Source organism: Lactococcus formosensis, from assembly GCF_018403745.1.
In the GTDB taxonomy this organism is placed as follows: Bacteria; Bacillota; Bacilli; order Lactobacillales; family Streptococcaceae; genus Lactococcus; species Lactococcus formosensis.
In genome coordinates, this window is record NZ_BOVP01000003.1 from 349336 (window position 1) to 367835 (window position 18500).

Here is an 18500-nt window from a genome sequence, read left to right on the forward strand (position 1 = left end):
TGAAAATTATAGAAGAGATGATATAATGAAAGTAATATTTACAAGTGTAAACGGAAAAATGAGAGAAATAAGAATGACAAAACTAAATTCGGAATTTACATTGGGTGGGATACACCATGTTACTGCGATTACTTCAAGTGCCCAAAAGACCTATGATTTTTTTACGAATCTTTTAGGGCTTCGGCTGGCAAAACTTACTGTTAATCAGGATGATTATGAAACTTATCATCTTTATTTTACGGATGAAGAGGGGAACCCTGGAACAGATATAACTTTCTTTGATTTTCCAGGAATTGGTGCTGGGAGCCATGGGATTAATAGTATTGATCGTATTTCATTCCGTGTTGCTCAGGATGTATCTTTGGAATACTGGCGCCAAAGATTTGCTGTAGCAGGTGTGCCACATGGCTTGGTGGCTGAGCGCTTTGGTAAAAAATATATAGAGTTTGAGGATTTTGATGGTCAGAAGTACCAGCTAGTTTCAGATGAGAAAGATCAAGGTATTGTTGCTCCAGGAAAACCTTGGCAGCTTTCAAATGTGGAGGTTGAACATGCTATTGTAGGCTTAGGACCTGTTTTCATTAAATTGTCAGAAGTAAATATTTTCCAGCAATTGCTCGAAGAAGTTTTTGGTTTTCGTAGGAGCGCAAGTGAAGAGGTTTTCACACTTTTTGAAGTAGCAGAGGGAGGTAATGGCGCCTCGATCATTATCGAACAAGATAAAGAATCACAGCGAGCATATCAAGGCTATGGCACAGTTCACCATGTTGCATTTCGCACTGCTAATCCTGATACGCTTAGATATTGGATTGAACGTGTCAAATCATATGTAATGCCTCACTCAGGATTGGTGGAACGTTTTTATTTTTCCAGTGAATATGTGAACGTTGCACCCGGTGTACTTTTTGAAATCGCTACAGATACTCCGGGGATTGCTGCCTTAGATATGGTACGTTCAGGGCAAGCTAAGGTTGATAGTTACGAAGAAGCGCTCGTGACCTCAGGCTTTTGGATAGATGAGACTACGGACGAGGCAGGTCTCTCACTAAGTTTGCCTCCTCATCTCTTTCCAGGAGCAGAAGCGGAAAAAGCACGAACTGCAACTGCGTTACGTCGCTTGGATACGTCAGATGCATTTCGAGATAGAAAATTAGAACCACTGTGGACCATGAAAAAAATTCAAGAACGTCGTATAGGGAGAAAGAATGAAAGCATTTAAACCAGAAGATATGAGCAGTATTGATGCTTACAAATTAATTTCAGGGCTGGTTATTCCAAGACCAATCGCGTGGTTGACAACCCAAAATTCTACGGGGCTTGTCAACGCAGCGCCCTTTAGCTTTTTTAATGTCGTATCAAAAGATCCTGTCATTGTATCCATTGCCATGACAGAGATGAAAGATTCTGTTAGAAACCTTTTGGAAACAAAAGAAGGTGTTATCCATCTGGTCAATATGGATAATGTTGAAGCGATGAATCAAACATCAGCACCTCTCACTGCTACAGAAAGTGAAATTGAAAAATTCGGTATTAAAATTACAGCGTCAGAAGAAGTGAAAGTACCTGCTATAGAAAATGCTAAAGCCCGATTAGAAGTCGTGCTTCATCAGCATATTCCTGTAGGAAAAACAAGCCAATTAATGCTCTTAGAAGTAAAAAATATTCTTATGAATGATTCTGTCATTGACGAGGAAAAACTCTATATTAAAGCGAAAGAACTGGATCCCGTTGCCCGTTTGTCAGGTAGAGCTTATACAAGATTAGGGAACACATTTGAAATTACACGCCCGACAGAGTAAGTTCCGATAATTGAAGTAGAAACTAAATTTTTCTTTAATTTTCCAACCATATTATTATCTTTTTCTCTCTTTTTAATTTAAAATATAATTATAGAGGAATTAAATTGATAATTTTAGAAAAGGGAGGCTTTTTATGAGAGAAAAATACAAAAACATTCTAGTAGCTGTTGATGGGTCAGAACAATCTGATAAAGCAGTACGTGAAGCCGTGAAAATTGCAGCACGTAATGAAACGTCACTATTTGTTTTGAATGTCAAAGATGATGTGCGACTTTATGGTTCAGCTTATGGTGTCCCTCTCATTCTTGAGAATTTAGAAGAGCAGTCACGTGCAATCATTGAAAGAGCTTCTGAGATTATCAAGAAACAGGTAGAATTTAAGGCATATCGCGTGGAGGGCTCGCCCAAAAAAGAAATCGTTGATTTTGCTCAAGCAAATGATATTGACTTAATCGTTATTGGTGTTACTGGTAAAGGCGCCTTTGACCGCTTGTTAGTCGGGTCTACAACAGCATACGTTATTGATCATGCGCGTTGTAATGTTATGGTTGTCAAATAATATAAAGAAGAAAAAGCTTTCTCAAAGAAAGCTTTTTTCTCGTGAAAAAAATTTTTTAATTCTGAGTCGTTTTCCTTAAAAAAAAGGGCGAAGCATTATATAATAGTTTTTACAGGAAAAATAAGTAAAAGGATTTTATAATGAAGAGAGTTGTATTTGGCCTGGTTGCAATTATAGTTTTAATAGTTGGAAATTCTGTATGGCATAATTTAGAGCATGGTGGCAAGAATTTATTCGTTAAAATACATGAAGACGAGAAAATCGAAATGAAAAAATCGGATAATGGCCATATCACAAAATATAAATATTCCGTCATCGGATTTGACGAAAAAGGAAAATCGCAAGAAATAAAGCTTACGGCACAATATAGTTTAAAACACTATGATTATTTGAAAGTCGTAACAAATAAGAAAAAAGGAGTTTTGAGCTGGAAAGAAGTTAAGAAGCAAGAAATTCCTAAAAATCCCCTGTTTGAGCTTGAAAAAGCTTAAGTTCGCTTGTGTTTTTTTCCTTGAATAAATAAAATTATTTAACACTTGCGATAACGCTTTCTTGGTGTTATAATAACAGTGTAAAAAAATAATAAACTCTATCCCTCAGCAATAACGTTGGGGGATTATTTTGTACTAATTTTTTTCAAAATCAGTGCTTTTTAACAATTTAGACAAAAGAAAAACCGCTCTGTTAAGCGATTTTTGATTTCTATTTTAGCTATTTTATCTAGGGATTATTCCCACTCTACTGCTCGTACAATGAACAAGGATTAATATAGCTTAGAATATCGCTTTTTTATTTATTATGCTGATATGAAATTGTTAGAATTGATTTATGTTGTTTGCAAATTGTTTGCAGATTTGGAAAAGAATGTGTAGAAAAAATACAACATTTTTTGTATAATAGTATCAGTAATTATAATAGGTGGTGACATAGTGAGATTAGCAGTTAGACTTGCAATAGAAACAAGAGATAGTATTGATGCTCTTAAAGAAGAAATAAAAGCAACTGGAGAATTTGATAATCTTCATCTTACTAATGGTTTTGTCGTGAATCAAGCCTACTTAGATTCTAAAAAAATTACTGCTGAACAAAACTGGGATAAAGTCTTAAAATTTGGTTCTCAAGTTGAAGAACGAAGTGCACCAAAAACTCGAACTGATTTACAAGTGAATCAAACTACTATTGATGGGATTGCTGAATTGAAAAAGATTTTACCTCAATATACAGAAACAAGTTATGTAACTACTTCATTTGTTATTAGAATGATAGTTAGGGGTTCTCTATTAGTACGTCATGAAAAAATCTAGGCTTTAAGCCTATTTTTTTTATTCTAAATTTATGTGTTGACAAAACACGACACTTTGTTTTATAATAGTGTCGTGGAGTAATTGCGACACTTAAAAAATATAAAACGGAGGATTAACAATGATTAGACCAATTTTAAATGCAGAAGAAACAGTGGGAGGAGCAAAAATACTTATCAACCAAAAACCATATTTTCTTTATTCTGAAGAAAATGGTAAGCGTGTAAAAACAGAAATAATTGCTGGCTACTCGTACGAGTGCGTAGCTATTGAAAAACAATTTGAACGTTTTAATGTAAAGATTGAACAGTCTAAGCCTCTATTCCAAGATTCAAAATCAATTCCTCAGAATTGTTTAGTTGAATTTTTAGGCTTGACAGGTAGTGCCTACGTTGCTGGGGATAGTTACAAATATGTGGCTTGCTCTTTCAAAGCAGAAGGGATTGAGGTGGTAGATGATGAATAATAGAACTTATAAAATGGTAACAGCATTTACTAAGCCCCCTATTCTTTTAAGGAAAAGAATTTTACAAATTATGATGTTTGGACTGATTTTCGTTTTAATTGGGCAGTTTCTTATGAAATCGGATTATCTAATTATGTCCTTGTTCCTTGCTACAATAGTTCTTCTATGCGTGGGATATATTTTTTACAAATACAAAGCTAGTCTGGACTATAAAATCAAGGAATTTATTGTTCATAATAATCTATATAGTAGCGATATATCAGCAGAAGTTGGCTATTTGGTTACTGATGAGCAAATCCTTATTCACTTCAAAAAGAATGCTGATTTATTTACGGATAAAGCAAGTCAATTTACAAATCATTTTCAAGCCATGTTAAATTTACCGTTGCAGGATATTGAAAATAACAACACTTACTGTAATTATGTATTTGACCGTTATCCTGATACAAGATTGCACTTTTCTTCCAGAGAGGTTTCAAATAACATTATTAAGCTGACAGAAAAGATTTCATGGGAATTTTCAAAGCCTTGTCACACACTAATATGTGGAACAACAAATTCTGGGAAAACTTACCTTTCTACAATGCTAATTCTTGACTATCTAAAAATCAAAGGTAAAGGTGGAGGTTGTGATATTTATGTTTGTGACCCAAAATCGGCAGATTTATCTATCATTTGTCGAAGAATAGATTTGAAAAAATATGGAAAGGTTCAAAACCTTGCTGTCTCAGATAATGAAATAGCAAGATTGCTAAGAGAAGTTAATGCTGAAATGGAGCATAGGTATTCTGAATGGTTTACTGATGACGAACACTCTTTTGGCAAGACTTGGAAAGATATTGATAATGCAAAACCTTTAGTGGTTATCATTGATGAATTTTCGGCTGTTCTGTCTGTTGCCAGTCCTAAAGTAGCAAAAGAAATTACAGGATACTTTAATAACTTACTTCTAAAAGGTCGTATGGTGGGGATAGAGATTGTATTGATAATGCAAAGACCTGATATATCTTCAAATTCAAGTAGTGGCTTAACTGGGCAACAAAGAGATCAATTTGGTGTGCGTATTGGTATGGGAAATATGACAAGTGACGGTTGTAGAATGCTTTTCGGATACACTGATACTGAATTTCAGACTGTGAAAGAAATAGGGGCTGGCTATATCACGATTGACGGTAAACTCACAAAACCAGTTTATTTTGAAGCACCTTTACTTCCGCAAAATAGTGGGGATTATCTCGATTGTCTGGATAGAGCTATTCTTGTGAATGTGTCCTAATGTCACTCTAAAAAGTTGTTGATGAGCAAATGCCTTTAGCATTTGAGCGGAGCGACCATCAATAACTTTTTAGAGTCTTCAAAATCGGTACGATTTTGATAATTGGCTTGTTTTTAATTAAACAATAAGAGATTTTGAAAAATCGAAAATGAGGTATTCTTATGGACGACAGTAAGGAGTTTTCAATTCAACCTGATGATTTTGTTACTGTTACCTTTATGAATGATATATTCGAGGTACAGTACTTACAAAAATCAAATAGACAAAATAATATATTGAAGATTGATTCTGATCGCTATGTTGTGAAATCAACAGGGGAAATCAAATACTATGAACACACAGAGACAAGAAACCAAATATCCAATTCAATAAAGCAAACTATGAAGAAATTAAGGTATCTTATCAATGCAAACTTTTCGGGTCGAAAAAATGAACTTTGGGCAACCTTGACTTTTAGAGATACCCAAATAGCTAAAGAACCTAAATATATTTATAAAGAATTCAATAAGTTTATTAAGCGACTAAATTATAAATATCAGAATAAACTAGATTATATCGCCATTTTAGAACCACACGGTATAAGTGATAAAAATATTTCTGAATGGCACGGTTTTCATCTTCACTTATTGTTAAAAAGTAATTCTTCCAGTCTCTATATCCCTTATCAAGAGTTTGAACAGATATGGGGACTTGGGATGTGTCGAATTGAAAGATTGAAAAATATTGACAATATAGGTGCTTATCTATCAGCATATTTGACTAATGCTGAACTTTCAGATACTGATTCTAAGGAGAAGAAATATATAAAAGGCAGTCGTCTGTGGCTTTACCCAAAGGGTATTAGAATCTATCGAAAAAGTAAGGGGATACAGTACCCTAAGAGAATTAAAATGCCCTATCAGTCAGCAAGGAAAATGATAGGGATTGATCTACATTATACTAAAACTTATAAAATTGAAAATGATAACTTTGAGAATATCGTTATTTTTGAGCAATACAACAGGAAAAGGAGGTAAGCCAGTATGCAAACCATAACAAAACACGAACTTCAACGAATGGGATTCGGTCCATCACAGTCGGCTGATATTGTACGTAGAGCAAAAATTTACCTTGTTAGTCAAGGATTTGGTTATTATTCATCGAAACGATTAGGAAGAGTGCCTTTATCTTCTGTCGAACATATACTTGGATTCCCTATTGATACCAAAGAATTAGAGGAAAAGAATCATGCCTAAAATTCCCCATGTATATCAAGATAAAAAATCAGGATTGTGGTACTTCGTCGCTAGCCTCGGATATGATGAATACGGAAAAAGAATTCAACATTGGGGACGAGGATATAAAACTCAACTAGAAGCTAAAAAAGGTTATGAAGCCTATATGAATGATTTTTCTGATTCAGCAGTCAAGAAAAATTCTACTATGTCTTATAGAGAATTTTATGAAACTTATTTCAAGCCAGACTATAAACAATCAGTCAAACCACAAACTTATGAAAGCCGCCTATCATCAATGGAAATTCATTTGAAATATTTTTTTAATAGAAAGTTAAAAGATATAAATGCCCCAATGGTTAAGAAGTGGCAAAATAATCTTTCATCTAAATATTCTTCTGGTTATGTTAGAGCGATACATGGACTCTTTCAAAAGAGTTTAGACCTTGCAGTTAAATTAGGATTAATTCAAAAAAACATTGCAAAACAAGTAGGTAATGTTAAGAAAGTAAGGAAAAAAGTTGATTTTTGGACGAAAGAAGAGGCTGAAAAAGTGTTTTCAACCTTTGATTTAAGCGATTATTATGCTAGATTTTTTTTTACTCTTATTTATACTCTTTTTATGACTGGTTTGAGAATAGGTGAAGCACAGGCTCTGAAATGGACGGATATTGACTTCATAGAAAAAACTTTAGAAGTTAATAAAAATATGTACTATAAGACAGCAAAGGAGTTTTATATTACGGAACCTAAAACTTTAGCAAGTAATAGAGTGATTGCCCTTGATGATACAACATTAAAGTGCTTGAGTGAGTGGAATGAACTTCAAAGAAAAAATATTATTACAGATTTTATTTTTTCATATAATGGCTTTCCAACTAATAAAAGTGCAACGAGTCATATGATTAAACGTCATTCAAAATTAGCAGGGGTACACAGGATTAAGACACATGCCTTAAGACACTCTCATGCAAGTCTTTTGATTTCTCTAGGAGAGAATGCTTTAGTAGTTCGTGATAGATTGGGTCATGAAGATATAAAGACAACGTTGGGAACTTACGGACATTTATATCCAAATATGAATAGAGAAGTCGCAAAAAAGTTGAATAGTATTTGTTTGCTAGACGATAAAAAATGATACAATAGTTCTAGTATACATAAATAGAGGAGCAAAATGAATATATGCATAACGAATATAAAAAACAATTTAGTTCGATTTATAGTAGGTATTATAATTATTTTAAAATTAATTTCAGTGTAGATTTAACCTTAGATATATTGAAAGATATTGAATTTACGGTTGAAAATCCAAATAAGGATGATCTAAAATTGAGTATTTTGGATTTTATTCTAGAAATGTCTACAGAAATTTATAAAATAAATAATAAACAAGATAGAAAACAAAAAGGACAATATCCTACAGTTGATAAAAGAATAATCAGGAATATAAATAATGCTGTTTTATCAAATTCAGATAAAGAGATCCATGATTTAAAGATACTAGATCCTTGTTGCGGAACGGGCAACTTTATTTTAACCTTTATATATGATCAGTTCCAATTAGAAGAAAATATTGAATCGATTTTGAGTATATTAGATAATTATGTTGGTATAGAAATTGACTCTTTATTGATAAAATTTCATAAAATCCATCTAAATCTTATGCTAAAAGCTTTGATAGTTAATAAACATTCTTATTCTGATTTTAATATTATACAAGCAGATTTTACCAAGAAATCAGATGTGTGTGAAAAATTAGAAAATGTCAATATTCTTAAGTCAGAAAAGTTTGATGTTATAATTGGTAACCCCCCATATGTTGCTTTATATGGTCGGCGAGGGATAAAAAAAACTGAATTATTACGAGAATACTATCTATCAAATTATGAATTTATACCATCTACAGTAAAGAATGGAAAACTGAACTTAACTATGTTTTTTATTGAACAATCAATTAAAATTTGCCAAAATAATGGAATAATTTCATTTGTAATTGATATTAGTTTTTTTGAAACTGCTTTTGAATTTATAAGAAAGTTCATTTTGGAGAATACAACAATTGTAAGCGTAATTACTGAAATTAATTCGTTTAAAGATGTAGCTAGTGGACAAATAATTTTAACATTAAAAAATACTTCTCCAAATCCTATTACTTCACTATTTTTAATAAGTGATATTGAAAATAGTGAAGTAAAATACTTTTCTCAATCAGAATGGATGAATTCACCAAATTATAGATTGGTAATGATTGATGAAAAAGATAATAATTTAATTTCTAAAATAGAAAAGAAATCTAAACAACTTGTTGATTTATACCCTAAAAAATCTCTTCGAACAAACACAATGTTATTAACCTATGAAGATATATTTGTAAAAAAAGAAGTAGAAGATGATGTTCCGATATTTCCATATTTTAAAGGTAGTAAGAGTTTAACGAAAAAATTTGATAAAATGTCTTATGATAAATTCCTTCATTACGATAAAGAACTTCAAGATAGAATAAATCTAGAACTTAAAGTCGAACTTGAAAAGCAAGGTATAAAAAATAAAAAAAGAATTATGTTAGGAGATATTGATAGACATTTTTCTCCTAAAATTTATATTAGGCAATCGGCAAAAGAAATAATTGCTTCAATTTATGAAGCACCTTCTACATCGAATAATAGTTTGTATTCATTGTGTGTTAATGATGGAGAAATTTTCCTAGGCGATACAAATTCAACATTACATTCAGTTTGTGCACAATTAAACTCTAATATAACGACTTATTATTCCCTAAAATTAAAAATAATTCGAATTGCTAATGGAAAACAACCACAAATAAAATTATCGGATTTAAGAAAAATTAGACTAATCGACAATCAAGAAGTAAATTATAGTTTGGATAAAATTTATCAAAGAATAATGAGTGATTCAATAAGTCTTGAAGTGGGTATTACTGAAATTGATAATATTATTGCGGATTATTATCAATTAAGCACTGACGAGCTAGAATATATAAAAAACGAGATTAGCCTCTTTTGAGGCTAATCTCGTTTTTCAGAATTAGAATTAATTTGTAGTAACTCCGGTAACGTTGATATTAATTTCTCTTTCTTTTTTACAAGACTGATTTCTTGTCTAGTATATGATTCACTCATTTTTTGAATTAATAACTTAATGAAATCTTCCCTAGTTCTATACTCGGGTTCTGCCGAAATATTTACTTGCAATTGTGGCTTAGGGTTCAATCTGAATGTATGATTTACATCCTTGAGCAAATATGTCTTAACAAATTTATTATTATGGTCCATAAACTTTAATCCGGAATCAGTTTCGACGTAATAAACAATCACATATACTAAATAAAAATTTCCTTCTTTAATAAATTTAATAACTTTAGACGGAGTTCCTATATCGGGATTACTATCAATTGAAGAAATTTTTATTGCTTTAAAGTCAATCCAAATTTCTTCTTCACGATTCAAATAGTTAAATTTACATCTTGCGTCCCAAGGGTTTTTTGTTTTTCCTGGAGGAGCCTGTTCAGCATCATAAATATGATCGTTGATGTTCTTTTTGTTTACTTTAATAGTAAATTCTTTTTCTAAAAAATCACTGATTTCTGCACCTGCTCTTGAACGTGCTGATATTCCTAACTCTCTATTTTCATCAATAATTTTTAATATTATGTCACTTAATTGATTACATAAAAATGTTTCATATTCTTTAAAGTCCATATTAAATACCTTTCGTTTGCAAATTGTTTGCAATTATTTAATTAAAGGCTCTGAAATATTAATTCCAAAGCCTTTTTGATTGATTATCTCTTATTCCCACTCAACAGTTGCAGGTGGTTTAGAGGTAATATCGTAGACGACGCGGTTGATATGATCCACTTCATTAACGATACGTACTGAAATCTTTTGTAAAACATCCCATGGAAGTTTAGCAAACTCAGCTGTCATACCATCGATAGAGGTGATGGCACGGATAGCGAGTGTATAGTCGTAAGTACGGATATCTCCCATAACACCAACTGAACGAACACCTGTGTTAACAGTAAAATATTGCCATACATCTCGGTCTAAGCCAGCAGCGGCAATTTCTTCACGAAGAATCGCATCTGAATCACGGACAACTGCAATCTTTTCAGGTGTCAAGTCACCCATAACACGAATGGCAAGACCAGGTCCTGGGAATGGTTGACGCCATACAATCTCATCAGGCATACCAAGCTCTGTACCAAGGGCACGTACTTCGTCTTTGAAGAGTGTATTTAAAGGTTCAATCAATTCGAACTGCATGTCTTCTGGCAAGCCACCAACATTGTGGTGTGATTTGATTGTTTGAGCAGTGTCTGTTCCTGACTCGATGACATCTGTATAAAGTGTACCTTGAGCGAGGAATTTAACATCTTTAAGTTTAGAAGCTTCATCATCAAAGACGTAAACAAATTCGTTACCGATAATTTTACGTTTTTTCTCTGGGTCAGAAACACCAGCTAACTTATTCATGAAACGTTCTTCAGCATTAACACGGATAATATTTAAGCCGAATTTGTCTCCCAACATGTTCATGACTTGATCACCCTCGCCTTTGCGAAGGAAACCGTGGTCCACAAAGATTGAAGTCAATTGGTCACCGATAGCACGTTGTAAGAGCACACCAACTACAGATGAGTCTACACCACCAGAGAGACCAAGCAAGACTTTTTTGTCTCCTACTTGTTCGCGGATTTTTTCAATTTGCATATCAATGAAGCTCTCCATTGACCAATCGCCTTTAGCACCACAAATGTTTAATGCAAAGTTACGGAGCATATCTGTTCCGTATACAGAGTGACGAACTTCAGGGTGGAATTGAATACCGTAAATGTTACGTTCCGTATTTTCAACCGCTGCAAATGGGCTATTTGGAGAAGTAGCAACGACATGGAAGCCTTCTGGAATTTCAACAACACGGTCACCATGGCTCATGAGAACATCTTGTGTCTCAGGAGTATGAGCGAAAAGTTCAGATTTTGCTTTAAGCTCGATAGGTGCAACACCATATTCGCTTTCAGAAGCACTTTCAACCTTACCACCTAATTTGTGACTAATCAGTTGCATACCATAGCAGATACCTAGAATAGGTAATCCAAGTTCGAAAATTTCAGGATCAATATCAAATGAACCTTCGTCGTAAACAGAGTTAGGACCCCCAGAAAGTACAATCCCCAAAGGGTTTATTTCACGGATTTCTTGAGCTGTGACTTTGTGACTCATCAGCTCTGAGAAAACACCGATTTCACGAATGCGACGCGCAATCAATTGATTATATTGACTACCATAGTCAAGAACGATAATTTTTTCAAGTTGTTTATCAGACAAGTGGGCCTCCTAAAAATTAATATTAAAATATTTTATCATAAAAGAACGGATTATAAAAACGTTTGATACAAAAAGATAGCATTTTTAATCAAAGAGTAAATTAATGTTATGTTTTATCAAAATTTTTTCAAATAAATTTTATCAATGTAATGATTATCCGTTTTGTGCAGGATAACTTCCGCACGATTTCGTGTAGGTTCGATGTAGTCACGCAAATTAGGTAGATTGGTATTGGCCCAAGTTTGGCGTGCTAGCTTCATCACTTCATCGTAAGGCATCTTTGTAAATTGGTGATAATAGTTATGTGGATTATCTTCGGCAAGTTTGAGTAGACTGTCAAAACGCTCCAAATACCATCTTTCAATCACAGCTTCATCTGCATCGACATAAATAGAAAAATCATAAAAATCACTGACATACAGATGCTCGCTCTGTGGATTTTGCAGAACGTTTATCCCTTCAACTATTAAGATATCAGGTTGGTCAATTGTCTGTGTTTGATCTTTGAGGATGTCATAATTTTCGTGGGAATAAATCGGAATTTCACATGTTTCACCATTCTTAACACGGTAAAGAAAGTTTAACAGATGCTCCATGTCATAACTTTCGGGAAAACCTTTACGGTCTAGCATATTTCGCTCTTCTAAGACTGCTGTTGGATAAAGAAACCCATCAGTTGTCACAAGCTCTACGCTTAATTTTTTAAATTCACGGGATAGAAGTAGCTGAACAAGGCGTGCTGCAGTAGATTTTCCGACAGCTACAGAACCAGATATTCCAATAATTAATGGTGGAGTTTTAACAATTTTTTGTAAAAACAAACCTTTAGAAAAGCTTAAATCCTCAATATTTTTCTTGTAGAGTCGGACTAGATAGATTAAAGGCAAGTATACATCGATAACGTCTTGGAGTGAAATTTCATCATTGAGTGAACGAATGGCATCGAGCTCCTTGTTTGTCAAAGGCACAATTGAAGAAAGATAGAGATTTTGCCAAGTTTCTCGTGAAATTTCATCATAATTGATGAATTTATTCATAAGGATATTTTAGCATATTTTGCTTGCTGGCTGTGTTTAGAGACTCATTTTAACTGTAAGTTTAATTTTATAAAATTATAGAAATAGGCGCTAAACATAAGCAGTGTCTAAAGCGTGAGGGCCTGACTTTTTTGAAAAAAACAAAATTAAAATGTAAGGGTTTTCTAATACTTCCTCTCTATCTGTAAAGGTTTTCTCAGAACAAATAAAATATTTTGTGATAAAATAAACTGTAATGGTAAAAACAAATATGTATTATGAAGACAACCGAGATTTAGCACATGACGTGCAGGAATTGACGGTTGAACTTTTGGGCCTTCCCCTACACTTTCTGACTGATGCAGGTGTATTTTCTAAAAACGCTATTGATTATGGTTCACGTGTGTTGCTGGATAATTTTCAACCCGAAGGAGCTAAGACTCTGCTTGATGTAGGTTGTGGTTATGGCACATTGGCTTTAACTTTAGCAAAGAAATACGACTTGAAAGTTACACTTGTAGATGTAAATAGCCGCGCTCTTGATTTAGCAAAGAAAAATGCAGATAAAAACAATATAAAAGTTGATAATATCTTTTTATCTAATATATATGATAATGTGGAACAAAGCTTTGATGCTATTATTTCGAATCCCCCTATTCGTGCGGGAAAAGAAGTGGTACATGCTATTTTGTCTGACGCTTATACGCATTTAAATAATAATGGCCATTTGACTATCGTAATTCAGAAAAAACAGGGCGCGCCGAGTGCACAAAAGAAAATGAATGCTGTCTTTGGCAATTGCGAGGTTGTCGCGAAAGATAAAGGATATTACATTTTAAGAAGTTATAAGGAGAAACTATGACCTACAGAATGGTTGACCTGATTCAAAAAAAACGTGACGGTGGTCACTTTGAGAAAGCTGAAATTGATTGGCTTATCTCTGGTTATGCGAATGGTGAAGTGCCGGATTACCAAATGGCAGCACTTGCTATGGCGATTTATTTTGAAGGTATGACGACAGAAGAAACAGCAAACTTAACCATGGCTATGGTTGCTTCAGGTAAGGAATTTGACTTATCAGCTATTCCTGGGGTGAAGGTAGACAAACATTCGACGGGTGGTGTAGGTGATAAAGTAACAATTATTTTAGCACCTTTAGTGGCGAGTTTTGATGTTCCTGTCGCTAAAATGTCTGGCCGTGGTTTAGGACATACTGGTGGAACATTAGATAAGTTAGAATCCATTCCTGGCTTTGAAATTGAAAAAACAGAAGAAGACTTTATCAGCCAAGTAAAAGATTCAGGAATTGCGGTGATTGGTCAATCTGACGAGCTGGTTAAAGCAGACAAACTCCTCTATGCACTTCGTGATGTAACAGCCACAGTCGATATTATTCCATTGATTGCAAGCTCGATCATGTCTAAGAAAATTGCTTCGGGCTCAAATGCCATTTTGCTTGATGTGACTGTTGGCGACGGTGCTTTCATGAAGAATATCGAAGATGCTCGACTTTTAGCGCGTACAATGGTTGACTTAGGAAAGGCTGTTGGTCGTGAAACAGTGGCTGTTCTAACAAATATGAACCAACCTTTAGGATATGCTATAGGTAATCGTAATGAAATTACGGAAGCCGTGAATACGCTAAATGGTAAAGGAACATCAGAGTTTCGTCACTTTATCGCTGAACTTGCGCAAATCATGCTTAGTTTAGCAGGGATAGAAAAAACAGTTCCAGAAATTATCGAAAACCTTGATAATGGTAAAGCTTACGCTAAATTTCTTGCCATGTGTAAAGCACAGCACGGAGATGCAACAGCCTTCAATCATTTGACTGCAGAATTAAATGTGACACATACTGCGGAAATCTATGCTGAACGTGCAGGTTATATCTCACAAGAAAAAGCGATGGGTGTCGGTATTGTTGCGATGAAGCTAGGTGCAGGACGAGCAACTAAGGCAGATATAATCGATTTTGAAGCCGGTATTACTCTCGCTAAAAAAGTTGGTGATTCAGTCCAAGAAGGTGACCTTATTGCTACGCTTTACAGTAATCGTGAAATTTCATCTGATCTAATTGCTGAATTTAAGGACAATATCGAAATTTCTGATCAGCAGATCCATGCCCCTGAAATTTTGGAAATTATTCGCTGATGAAAAATGAACTTCCGCCTATTCCTAATGGCATAAAAGCTCTCCAAAGTATAGCAGCAGCTGTACTTGGCGCAGTAGGGATGAATCTTTTGGCGCAGAATACGCTGTCGAAAGTAGTACTTTTTATCCTTATCTTTATCTCGGTTTATACGCTTATTGGTATGCTTTATCTTAAAAGCCGTAAGCCCAAATAATTTTTAATGTTTACAAATAATGCGTACCTTAAGGTTCGCATAATAAAAAATAACTAGGAGAAGACCTAAAAATGAAAATCAATCAATACATTGACCACACAATCCTCAAAGCAGACGCTACTCAAGAAAAGGTTCAAGCTATCGTTGACGAAGCAAAAAAATACGAATTCGCAAGTGTATGTATTAATCCAACGTGGGTAGCTTTTGCTGCTGCGCAACTCAAAGATGAAGTTTCAAAAGTATGTACAGTTATCGGTTTCCCTCTCGGAGCAAACACTTCAGAAGTCAAAGCCTTTGAAGCTGCGGATGCAATCAAAAAAGGTGCAGATGAAGTGGATATGGTGATTAATATTGGTGCAGCTAAAGACGGTAAATGGGACTTAGTAGAAAGTGATATCGCAGCAGTTAATGCTGTTAAGGATGGCCGTATCCTTAAAGTTATTATCGAAACAAGTCTTTTGACAGATGAAGAAAAAGTCAAAGCTTGTCAAGCAGCACAACGTGCTGGCGCAGATTTTGTTAAGACATCAACAGGCTTTTCAACAGCTGGTGCTAAAGTTGAAGATGTAAAATTGATGCGTGAAACTGTTGGACCTGACATGGGTGTCAAAGCTTCAGGCGGTATCCGCAATCTTGAAGATGCTAAGGCTATGATTGCAGCTGGAGCAAACCGTTTGGGATGCTCATCAGGTGTCGCAATCATGGAAGGTGAAACTGCCAATGCCAGCTACTAAAGAACTGATTAAAGCAGCGCGTGAAGCGAGCAGTCATGCTTATGTTCCTTATTCAAATTTTCCTGTAGGTGCAGCGCTTGTCACTACAGATGGCAAGGTTTATCAAGGATGTAATATTGAGAATGCGAGCTTCGGATTGAGTAACTGTGCGGAGAGGACTGCTATTTTTAAGGCTGTATCTGAGGATCATTTGGAATTTTCAAGCCTGTATATTTATGGAGAAACTGCCGCTCCCATCAGTCCTTGTGGAGCATGCCGTCAGGTCGTCTCTGAATTTTGTAATGCTGATATGCCAGTCTATCTTCTTTCAAAAACGGGAGAAGTTAAAGAGACCTCAGTGGGGCAATTGTTGCCTTATTCCTTTAAAGAACTCGAATAAAAAATTAAAATTAACAGAAAACTTGCTATTTCCGAACAAAGATGTGGATAAAACCCACATCTTTCTTTTTGGCTTGAATTAATATGCAAAATAACTTAAAATAAACTTATACATAAAAACTCTTACTTGCGAGAGTTTTAAAAATTTTTAAATTTGGAGGAAAACGTTTCCATGAATAAACGTATTTTCGCAGTTGGTGCTCTTGCACTCGCATCAGTAGCAGTTCTGGCAGGTTGCCGTGGACGTGACGCAGCTTCCGGTGGTGAAGCTAAAACAGATCTCAATGTAGCGATGATTACCGATACAGGTGGTGTTGATGACCGTTCATTCAACCAGTCAGCTTGGGAAGGTATGCAAGCTTGGGGTAAAGAAAATAACCTTTCAAGAGGTAAAGGTATCAACTATTTCCAATCTAACTCAGCTTCTGACTACACAGCTAATTTCAACTCAGCTGTATCTGGTGGTTATGACTTAGTATTTGGGATTGGGTTTGGCCTCCAAGAAGCAACGTCACAAGCTGCTAAAAATAATCCAGATACTAAATTTGCAATTATAGACTCTGTGATTGAAAATCAAGAAAACGTTGTTTCAGCAACATTTGCTGACCAAGAATCAGCTTATCTTGCCGGTGTTGCAGCAGCTAAAACTACAAAAACTGACCACGTTGGATTTATCGGAGGAATTGCTTCAGATATTATCACAGCGTTTGAAGTTGGGTTCGAACAAGGTGTTAAATCTGTTAATCCAAACATCAAAATAGATGTTCAATATGCTGGTTCATTTAGCGATGCAGGTAAAGGTAAAACCATCGCTTCAGCAATGTACTCTGGTGGCGCAGATATTATCTATCAAGCTGCCGGTGGTGTAGGTACAGGTGTATTCACTGAAGCACGCGTTCTTAACGAAACGAAGAACGAAGCAGATAAAGTTTGGGTTATTGGCGTTGACCGTGACCAAGAAGACGAAGGTAAATTTAAATCTAAAGATGGTAAAGAATCTAACTTCGTATTAGCTTCTACACTTAAAGAAGTAGGAAATGTTGTCAAAGACGTTTCAAATAAAACTAAAGACGACAAATTCCCTGGTGGTGAAATTCTTAAGTACGACTTGAAAAACTCAGGTGTAGCTCTTGCTCGTAACAATACTTCAGACGAAGCATGGAAAGCTGTTGAAACTGCTAAAGAAAAAATCATCAATGGTGAAATCACAGTTCCTGCAAAATAATTATACCAATTATATAAATCAGCTATTATAGCTGGTTTTTTATTTGGAATTGGTATATAATAATAAAAAACAAGGCAGAGGGAGACACCATGCAAAGAAGCAATGTTCCAAATTATATAAGAATTCATGATGCAATAAAAGAAGAAGTTGAAAAAGCAGTTTGGAAGATTGGTGAGCGTTTACCAAGTGAACGAGATTTAGCAGAGCGCTTTGGAGTAAGTCGGATGACTGCGCGACAAGCAGTAACATCACTTGTTGAGGAAGGAATCCTGGAACGCCGTGTGGGGAGTGGGACTTATGTCGCCAGTCGTCGGGTGCGTGAAAAGATGCGAGGCACAACTTCCTTTACAGAAATCATTACTGCGCAGGGGAAAACACCGTCTACTGAAGTTTTAAGTTATCTTAAAACTTTACCTAATGAAGTCGAGTGTGAGAAGCTGGAAATTTCGAAAGAACAAACGATTATCCGAATGGAACGTGTACGTTATGCAGATCAAGTACCTATCTGCTATGAAGTTGCAAGTATTCCCTATGATTTAGTAAAACCTTTTGAAAAGAAAAATATTACCTCAAACTTTTTTAATACGCTGACACAAGCAGGCTATGAAATTGATCGTAGTCAACAGATTATTTCTGCCAAAAAAGTTAGCACCGAAGTTGCTGAATACCTTAAGATTAAGTCTGGAGATGCTATTTTAGGACTAACCCAAATTTCTTATTTGGCGGATGGTCGTGCTTTTGAGTACGTTCTCTCTCAGTATGTTGGGGATCGCTTTGAGTTTTATTTGGAACGTTAAAAGAAAAAAAGACTCTCTTTCGAGAAGTCTTTTTTATTT

Annotated in this window: 21 protein-coding genes; 18 read left to right on the forward strand and 3 right to left on the reverse strand. The window is 34.9% G+C overall.

Translation table 11 applies throughout. The features are described 5' to 3' along the window. The first annotated feature begins 73 nt into the window (after positions 1-73). From KJS37_RS05100 to KJS37_RS05150, 11 genes are all read left to right on the forward strand, one after another. A complete protein-coding gene (locus KJS37_RS05100; protein ID WP_444542915.1) occupies positions 74-1219 on the forward strand; it encodes a VOC family protein in 1146 nt (381 codons plus the stop codon). Further along, the gene (locus tag KJS37_RS05105; protein ID WP_017370161.1) at positions 1206-1799 is read left to right on the forward strand and encodes a flavin reductase family protein; all 594 of its coding nucleotides are present in this window, start codon (positions 1206-1208) and stop codon (positions 1797-1799) included. The genes KJS37_RS05100 and KJS37_RS05105 overlap by 14 nt, the downstream gene beginning before the upstream one ends. 133 nt (positions 1800-1932) lie before the next feature. Beyond that, on the forward strand, positions 1933-2358 hold the full coding sequence (locus tag KJS37_RS05110; RefSeq protein WP_014024946.1) for a universal stress protein: 426 nt from the start codon (positions 1933-1935) through the stop codon (positions 2356-2358). Positions 2359-2498: 140 nt separating this feature from the next. Continuing rightward, positions 2499-2849: a YxeA family protein gene (locus KJS37_RS05115; RefSeq protein WP_017370163.1), complete on the forward strand. Its 351-nt coding sequence runs from the start codon at positions 2499-2501 to the stop codon at positions 2847-2849. Between the two features lie 438 nt (positions 2850-3287). Further along, positions 3288-3662 carry a hypothetical protein gene (locus KJS37_RS05120; RefSeq protein WP_213496173.1) on the forward strand — a complete coding sequence of 125 codons (375 nt, stop codon included), beginning with the start codon at positions 3288-3290 and terminating at the stop codon, positions 3660-3662. 118 nt (positions 3663-3780) lie between these two features. After that, positions 3781-4125 carry a hypothetical protein gene (locus KJS37_RS05125; protein WP_213496174.1) on the forward strand — a complete coding sequence of 115 codons (345 nt, stop codon included), beginning with the start codon at positions 3781-3783 and terminating at the stop codon, positions 4123-4125. After that, positions 4118-5401: a cell division protein FtsK gene (locus KJS37_RS05130; RefSeq protein ID WP_213496176.1), complete on the forward strand. Its 1284-nt coding sequence runs from the start codon at positions 4118-4120 to the stop codon at positions 5399-5401. Before KJS37_RS05125 ends, KJS37_RS05130 begins: the two co-directional genes overlap by 8 nt. 161 nt (positions 5402-5562) lie before the next feature. Continuing rightward, entirely contained in the window at positions 5563-6417 is an 855-nt protein-coding gene (locus KJS37_RS05135) for a rolling circle replication-associated protein (protein WP_213496178.1), read from the forward strand. Positions 6418-6423: 6 nt separating this feature from the next. Then, the gene (locus KJS37_RS05140; RefSeq protein ID WP_213496180.1) at positions 6424-6636 is read left to right on the forward strand and encodes a DUF3173 domain-containing protein; all 213 of its coding nucleotides are present in this window, start codon (positions 6424-6426) and stop codon (positions 6634-6636) included. Further along, the gene (locus KJS37_RS05145) at positions 6629-7753 is read left to right on the forward strand and encodes a site-specific integrase (protein WP_213496181.1); all 1125 of its coding nucleotides are present in this window, start codon (positions 6629-6631) and stop codon (positions 7751-7753) included. The genes KJS37_RS05140 and KJS37_RS05145 overlap by 8 nt, the downstream gene beginning before the upstream one ends. Positions 7754-7797: 44 nt before the next feature. After that, entirely contained in the window at positions 7798-9639 is a 1842-nt protein-coding gene (locus KJS37_RS05150; protein ID WP_213496183.1) for an Eco57I restriction-modification methylase domain-containing protein, read from the forward strand. A gap of 2 nt (positions 9640-9641) precedes the next feature. Here the strand turns inward: KJS37_RS05150 and KJS37_RS05155 are convergent, their stop codons facing one another. The 3 genes from KJS37_RS05155 to coaA form a co-directional block, all read right to left on the reverse strand. Further along, a complete protein-coding gene (locus tag KJS37_RS05155) occupies positions 9642-10334 on the reverse strand; it encodes a hypothetical protein (RefSeq protein ID WP_213496184.1) in 693 nt (230 codons plus the stop codon). 90 nt (positions 10335-10424) lie between these two features. Then, the gene (guaA, locus tag KJS37_RS05160) at positions 10425-11966 is read right to left on the reverse strand and encodes a glutamine-hydrolyzing GMP synthase (RefSeq protein ID WP_017370164.1); all 1542 of its coding nucleotides are present in this window, start codon (positions 11964-11966) and stop codon (positions 10425-10427) included. 116 nt (positions 11967-12082) lie between these two features. After that, positions 12083-13003, reverse strand: coding sequence for a type I pantothenate kinase (gene coaA / locus KJS37_RS05165; RefSeq protein ID WP_017370165.1), 921 nt, complete (start codon positions 13001-13003; stop codon positions 12083-12085). A gap of 235 nt (positions 13004-13238) precedes the next feature. Here coaA and KJS37_RS05170 point away from each other — a divergent pair, with 235 nt between their 5' ends. The 7 genes from KJS37_RS05170 to KJS37_RS05200 all read left to right on the forward strand — a co-directional run bounded on the left by KJS37_RS05170 (position 13239) and on the right by KJS37_RS05200 (position 18461). After that, positions 13239-13844, forward strand: a complete 606-nt coding sequence (locus tag KJS37_RS05170; RefSeq protein WP_165711462.1) for a class I SAM-dependent methyltransferase — start codon at positions 13239-13241, stop codon at positions 13842-13844. After that, positions 13841-15133, forward strand: coding sequence for a pyrimidine-nucleoside phosphorylase (locus KJS37_RS05175; protein ID WP_165711461.1), 1293 nt, complete (start codon positions 13841-13843; stop codon positions 15131-15133). The genes KJS37_RS05170 and KJS37_RS05175 overlap by 4 nt, the downstream gene beginning before the upstream one ends. Continuing rightward, positions 15133-15327 carry a hypothetical protein gene (locus KJS37_RS05180; RefSeq protein WP_213496185.1) on the forward strand — a complete coding sequence of 65 codons (195 nt, stop codon included), beginning with the start codon at positions 15133-15135 and terminating at the stop codon, positions 15325-15327. Before KJS37_RS05175 ends, KJS37_RS05180 begins: the two co-directional genes overlap by 1 nt. A gap of 71 nt (positions 15328-15398) precedes the next feature. Continuing rightward, positions 15399-16061, forward strand: a complete 663-nt coding sequence (gene deoC / locus KJS37_RS05185) for a deoxyribose-phosphate aldolase (RefSeq protein WP_017370169.1) — start codon at positions 15399-15401, stop codon at positions 16059-16061. Continuing rightward, a complete protein-coding gene (locus KJS37_RS05190; protein ID WP_017370170.1) occupies positions 16048-16440 on the forward strand; it encodes a cytidine deaminase in 393 nt (130 codons plus the stop codon). Before deoC ends, KJS37_RS05190 begins: the two co-directional genes overlap by 14 nt. Positions 16441-16611: 171 nt before the next feature. Then, a complete protein-coding gene (locus tag KJS37_RS05195; protein ID WP_096368161.1) occupies positions 16612-17664 on the forward strand; it encodes a BMP family lipoprotein in 1053 nt (350 codons plus the stop codon). An 89-nt stretch (positions 17665-17753) separates the two neighbouring features. After that, on the forward strand, positions 17754-18461 hold the full coding sequence (locus KJS37_RS05200) for a GntR family transcriptional regulator (protein WP_017370172.1): 708 nt from the start codon (positions 17754-17756) through the stop codon (positions 18459-18461). The last annotated feature ends 39 nt before the right edge of the window (positions 18462-18500 follow it).

Excerpts from the sequence above, each read along its gene's own strand:
- KJS37_RS05100 (WP_444542915.1), top strand. The coding sequence starts at position 74 with ATGACAAAACTAAATTCGGAATTTACATTGGGTGGGATACACCATGTT.
- KJS37_RS05105 (WP_017370161.1), top strand. The coding sequence starts at position 1,206 with ATGAAAGCATTTAAACCAGAAGATATGAGCAGTATTGATGCTTACAAA.
- KJS37_RS05110 (WP_014024946.1), top strand. The coding sequence starts at position 1,933 with ATGAGAGAAAAATACAAAAACATTCTAGTAGCTGTTGATGGGTCAGAA.
- KJS37_RS05115 (WP_017370163.1), top strand. The coding sequence starts at position 2,499 with ATGAAGAGAGTTGTATTTGGCCTGGTTGCAATTATAGTTTTAATAGTT.
- KJS37_RS05125 (WP_213496174.1), top strand. The coding sequence starts at position 3,781 with ATGATTAGACCAATTTTAAATGCAGAAGAAACAGTGGGAGGAGCAAAA.
- KJS37_RS05130 (WP_213496176.1), top strand. The coding sequence starts at position 4,118 with ATGAATAATAGAACTTATAAAATGGTAACAGCATTTACTAAGCCCCCT.
- KJS37_RS05135 (WP_213496178.1), top strand. The coding sequence starts at position 5,563 with ATGGACGACAGTAAGGAGTTTTCAATTCAACCTGATGATTTTGTTACT.
- KJS37_RS05140 (WP_213496180.1), top strand. The coding sequence starts at position 6,424 with ATGCAAACCATAACAAAACACGAACTTCAACGAATGGGATTCGGTCCA.
- KJS37_RS05145 (WP_213496181.1), top strand. The coding sequence starts at position 6,629 with ATGCCTAAAATTCCCCATGTATATCAAGATAAAAAATCAGGATTGTGG.
- KJS37_RS05150 (WP_213496183.1), top strand. The coding sequence starts at position 7,798 with ATGCATAACGAATATAAAAAACAATTTAGTTCGATTTATAGTAGGTAT.
- KJS37_RS05155 (WP_213496184.1), bottom strand. The coding sequence starts at position 10,334 with ATGGACTTTAAAGAATATGAAACATTTTTATGTAATCAATTAAGTGAC.
- coaA (WP_017370165.1), bottom strand. The coding sequence starts at position 13,003 with ATGAATAAATTCATCAATTATGATGAAATTTCACGAGAAACTTGGCAA.
- KJS37_RS05170 (WP_165711462.1), top strand. The coding sequence starts at position 13,239 with ATGGTAAAAACAAATATGTATTATGAAGACAACCGAGATTTAGCACAT.
- KJS37_RS05175 (WP_165711461.1), top strand. The coding sequence starts at position 13,841 with ATGACCTACAGAATGGTTGACCTGATTCAAAAAAAACGTGACGGTGGT.
- KJS37_RS05180 (WP_213496185.1), top strand. The coding sequence starts at position 15,133 with ATGAAAAATGAACTTCCGCCTATTCCTAATGGCATAAAAGCTCTCCAA.
- deoC (WP_017370169.1), top strand. The coding sequence starts at position 15,399 with ATGAAAATCAATCAATACATTGACCACACAATCCTCAAAGCAGACGCT.
- KJS37_RS05190 (WP_017370170.1), top strand. The coding sequence starts at position 16,048 with ATGCCAGCTACTAAAGAACTGATTAAAGCAGCGCGTGAAGCGAGCAGT.
- KJS37_RS05195 (WP_096368161.1), top strand. The coding sequence starts at position 16,612 with ATGAATAAACGTATTTTCGCAGTTGGTGCTCTTGCACTCGCATCAGTA.
- KJS37_RS05200 (WP_017370172.1), top strand. The coding sequence starts at position 17,754 with ATGCAAAGAAGCAATGTTCCAAATTATATAAGAATTCATGATGCAATA.